This is a genomic window from Streptomyces sp. NPDC043876, assembly GCF_056435825.1.
The window spans coordinates 1-4,832 of the sequence record NZ_JBWKDV010000049.1; the positions used below are offsets into that span (position 1 = coordinate 1).

At 67.6% G+C, this 4,832-nt stretch carries 1 protein-coding gene; it reads left to right on the top strand.

Annotated features, from left to right (window positions below; genetic code table 11):
* On the top strand, positions 1-4,832 hold a 4,832-nt coding region (locus AC0693_RS38620; protein ID WP_478804607.1), incomplete at both ends, for a non-ribosomal peptide synthetase.

A 4,832-nucleotide genomic window follows, 5' to 3' on the forward strand; every position in this document is an offset into this window, starting at 1 on the left:
GCGGGCGTCCAGGTGGAGGTCCCGCCGAACCTGATCCCTGCCGGCGCGCTGGAGATCACGCCGGGCATGCTCCCGCTGGTCGAGCTGTCCGGGGAAGACATCGAACGGATCACCGCGACTGTCGAAGGCGGTGCGGCGAACATCGCCGACATCTACCCCCTCGCCCCCCTCCAGGAGGGTCTGCTCCTTCATCATCTGATGGCTGATGGTGGTGCGGATGCGTACGTGCTCCGGATGGTGGCCGAGTTCGACTCCCGGGATCGGTTGAATGGTTTCACCAGCGCGTTGCAGCAGGTCATCGACCGGCACGATGTCCTCCGCACGGCCATCGTGTGGCAGGGCCTGCGGGAGCCGGTTCAGGTGGTGCGGCGCCACGCGGTCCTCCCGGTGACCGAAGTGGCACTGGACCCGCAGGACGCGGACCCGGTGGCCTCGTTGGTTGCCGCCGGTGGGGCGTCCATGGATCTGGGCCGGGCGCCGCTGATCAGCCTGCACATCACGCCGGCTGAGCCCGGCAGTGAACGCTGGCTCGGGCTGGTGCGGGTGCACCACATCGTGCAGGACCACACGGCGGTGGAGGTGCTCTTCGAGGAGATCGCCGCCTTCATGGCAGGCAGCGGTGAGGTGCTTCCGGTACCGCTGCCGTTCCGCAATTCTGTGGCGCAGGCGCGTGGAGGGGTGACACGTGCGGAGCATGAGGGTTACTTCGCCGGGCTGCTGGGTGATGTGACCGAGCCGACGGCGCCGTTCGGTCTCGTTGATGTGCGTGGTGACGGTACGAATGCGGCGCAGGCACTGTTGGGGTTCGCTCCCGAGGTGACGGGGCGTCTGCGTGAGGTATCGCGGCGGCTGGGTGTGAGCGCGGCGACTGTTCTGCATGTGGCCTGGGCTCGGGTCCTGGGTGCGGTCAGCGGCCGTGACGATGTGGTGTTCGGGACGGTGCTGTTCGGCCGGATGAATGCCGGTGATGGTTCGGACCGGGTGCTGGGTCCGTTCATGAACACATTGCCCGTGCGGGTCCGTGTGGGTGAGGTGGGTGCGCTGGCGGCGGTGTCCGGCATGCGGGATCAGCTTGCGGAACTTCTTGAGCACGAGCACGCGCCGCTGGCCCTGGCTCAGCAGGCCAGCGGTGTCACGGGCGATCTCCCACTGTTCACCGCACTGTTCAACTACCGGCACAACACCGGTCCTCGCCCGGGCGAGGACCTGGCCGGCGTCAGAATTCTCCTGGCGCAGGAGCGCACCAACTACCCGCTCTCCCTGTCGGTTGATGACAACGGTGACGGGCTTGCCCTCGCAGTCGACGCAGTGTCCCCCCTCGATCCCCAGGCGATTGGCCGTCTGATGCATGCCACCACCACCAGCCTCGTGGTGGCTCTGGAAGAGGCGCTGAGCGGCGACGCGGATCTGCCGCTGGTTGCCGTGGACGTACTCGACGACGGCGAACGTCGACGGATGCTCACCGACTGGAACGACACAGCACTCGACATCGAGCCGACCACGGTCGCGGACCTGTTCGAAGCCCAGGTCGAGCAGGCGCCGAAGGCAACCGCACTTGTCGCACCCGGCATCGAGATGTCGTACCAGGAACTGGACCAGCGGGCGAACAAGCTGGCCCGGCATCTGATGGCCATCGGCGTAGGGCCCGAGTCTCTGGTGGGCGTGTGCCTGGAGCGCGGCGTCGAGGCGGTGGTCGCGGTTCTCGGCGTGCTGAAGGCCGGTGGGGCGTACCTGCCCCTCGACCCTGAATATCCGGCGGACCGGATCGCCCACATGGTCGAGGACGCGGCGCCGGTGGTGGTGCTCGCCTCGCACGGGACCATGGGTGTGGTTCCGGCGAATGTCACACAGCTACTGGTGCACGACCCGGCGCTGGCTGCCCTGGACGCGAGCGTGCCCCCTCGCGCGGGGGCGATGCCGCAGCATCCGGCGTACGTGATCTACACCTCGGGTTCGACCGGACGCCCGAAGGGGGTGCTCGTGTCGCATGTGGGCGTGGCCAGCATGGTGGCGGGCCATGCCCGGAATCTCGGCGTCGGTCCGTCCAGTCGTGTGGGGCAGTTCGCCTCGCTCAGTTTCGATGCCTTCTGCTGGGAACTGTTCATGGCGCTGCTGTCCGGTGCCGCACTGGTGGTGATCCCGCAGCAACGACGCCTCGGCAGCGCGCTGGCGGGATACCTGACCGAGCAGCGGGTGACGCATGTGACGTTGCCGCCGGCGGTGCTGCCGGGGATGGACATGTCATCGATCAGTACCGACATGGTGCTGGTCGTGGCGGGCGAGGCCTGCCCGCCCGAGGTGATGGCGCACTGGGCACGGGACCGGGCGATGTTCAACGCCTACGGTCCGGCGGAGACGACCGTGGATGCGACGGTGTGGCGGTGTGACCCCCAGGCAGCCGAGGTGGCGATCGGAACGCCCGTCGTCAATACGCGGGTATTCGTACTGGACGAGCGGCTCCGCCCGGTGCCGGTGGGTGTGGCAGGCGAACTGTACGTCGCGGGTGCGGGGCTTGCGCGGGGGTATCTGGGGCGTCCGGGCCTCACAGCGGAGCGGTTCGTTGCCAACCCCTTCGGCGATCCGGGCGAGAGGTTCTACCGCACCGGCGACCAGGCCCGCTGGACGGCGGATGGACGGCTGGTCTTCGCGGGACGCAGCGATGAGCAGGTGAAGGTCCGTGGTTTCCGGATCGAGCTGGGTGAGGTCCAGTCCGTGGTGGCGGCGCATCCCGGCGTTGCGCAGGCCGCGGTGGTGGCGCGTGAGGACGTGCCGGGGGACAAGCGTCTGATCGCCTACGTGGTCGCGGCCGACGGTATGGGTGAGCTCGCTCTCTCGGTTCGGGACTTCGTCGGCGAGCGACTGCCGGCCTACATGGTTCCGTCGGCTGTGGTGGTGCTGGACGCGCTGCCGCTCTCGGTGAACGGGAAGCTGGACCGCAAGGCACTGCCGGCCCCGGAATATGTGTCGGGTTCTGGCCGCGGGCCGGCCGATGCCCGCGAGGAGGTCCTGTGCGCGGTCTTCGCCGACGTACTGGGTATGGACGGTGTCGGTGTCGATGACGACTTCTTCGCTCTGGGCGGTCATTCGCTGCTGGCGATCCGGCTGGTGGAGGGGCTGCGTGAGCGTGGAGTCTCGGTGTCTGTGCGGGCACTGTTCCAGTCGCCGACGCCGGCGGGGCTTGCTGCCTCGGCAGTGGGCGGGGAGCAGGTGGTCGTTCCGGAGAACCTGATTCCCGCGGACGCGGTGGAGATCACGCAGCGGATGCTGCCACTGGTCGAGCTGAGTGCTGACGAGATCGATGGGATCGTGGCGTCGGTGGATGGCCGCGCTGCGAACGTGGCCGACATCTATCCGCTCGCTCCACTGCAGGAGGGACTGCTCTTCCACCACCTGCTGGCCGAGGGCGGTGATGACACCTATGTGATTCCCTCGGTCCTGGAATTCGACTCCCGTGCGTTGCTGGACGGGTTCCTGGGAGCGCTCCAGCAGGTGGTGGACCGCCACGACATCCTGCGTACGTCGATCGTGTGGGAAGGCCTGCGCGAACCGGTCCAGGTCGTCTGGCGGCGAGCAGAACTCCCGGTCCGGGAAATGTCTCTGGACCCTCGGGGCGGTGACTTGGCCGATCAGCTGCTAGCGGCCGGTGGCTTGTCCATGGATCTGGGGCGGGCGCCCCTGATCGATGCGCATGTGGCTGCCGGGACGGGATCGGATCGGTGGCTGGTGCTTCTGCGGATGCACCACATGGTTCTTGATCACACGGCGTTGGAGGTGCTCCTGGATGAGGTTCAGGAAATCCTCGGCGGGCGGACCGATGAGTTGGCGGTGCCGTTGCCGTTCCGCAATTTTGTGGCGCAGGCACGGGGTGGGGTGGCGCGTGTTGAGCATGAGGACCATTTCGCTGCGCTGTTGGGTGATGTGAGCGAGCCGACGGCACCGTTCGGACTGGTAGATGTCCGGGGTGACGGTGCGGGTGCGGTCCAGCGGCGTGTGCGATTGGCGGACGGATTGAACGGTCGCCTGCGGGGGGTTGCGCGGCGGTTGGGCACGAGTCCGGCGACGGTGATGCACGTGGCATGGTCGCGGGTGGTCGCGGCGGTGAGCGGTCGTGCTGATGTGGTGTTCGGGACGGTGTTGTTCGGCCGGATGAACGCGGGCACGGGCTCGGACCGGATCCCGGGTCCGTTCATCAACACGCTTCCGGTCCGTATGCGTACCGATGAGCTGGGTGTGCTGGAGTCGGTCACGGCGATGCGTGATCAGCTCGCGGGGTTGCTGGAGCATGAGCATGCGCCGTTGGCTTTGGCACAGCGGGCCAGTGGGGTGGCGGGTGACAGGCCGCTGTTCACATCGATCCTCAACTACCGGCACAACACGGCCCCTTCTGATGAGGGGCTGGGTGGTGAGGCTGCGGGGTTCCGGATGATCTACGCGCGGGCTCACACGAACTTCCCGTTGTCGGTGGCTGTTGATGACGACGGGGACGGCTTCGGGCTGGCGGTGGATGCGCTGGCGCCCATCGATCCGGATGTGGTGGCCGGTTTGGTTCAGACGGCGACGGAGAGTGTGGTTGCTCTGCTGGAGTCGGTGCTGGAGAGCGGCTCCGACGTGCCGTTGACCGGTGTGGACGTGCTGGGTTCGGAGGAGTTGCGGACGGTTCTGTCGGGGTGGAATGACACCGCCACTGAGGTGTCGGGTGTGTCAGTGGTGGGGTTGTTCGAGGCGCAGGTGGTGCGTTCGCCGGATGCGGTGGCGGTGGTGGCTGATGGTGTGGGGGTGTCGTTCGCGGAGCTGGATGTGCGGGCGAACCGGCTGGCTCACTATCTGGTGTC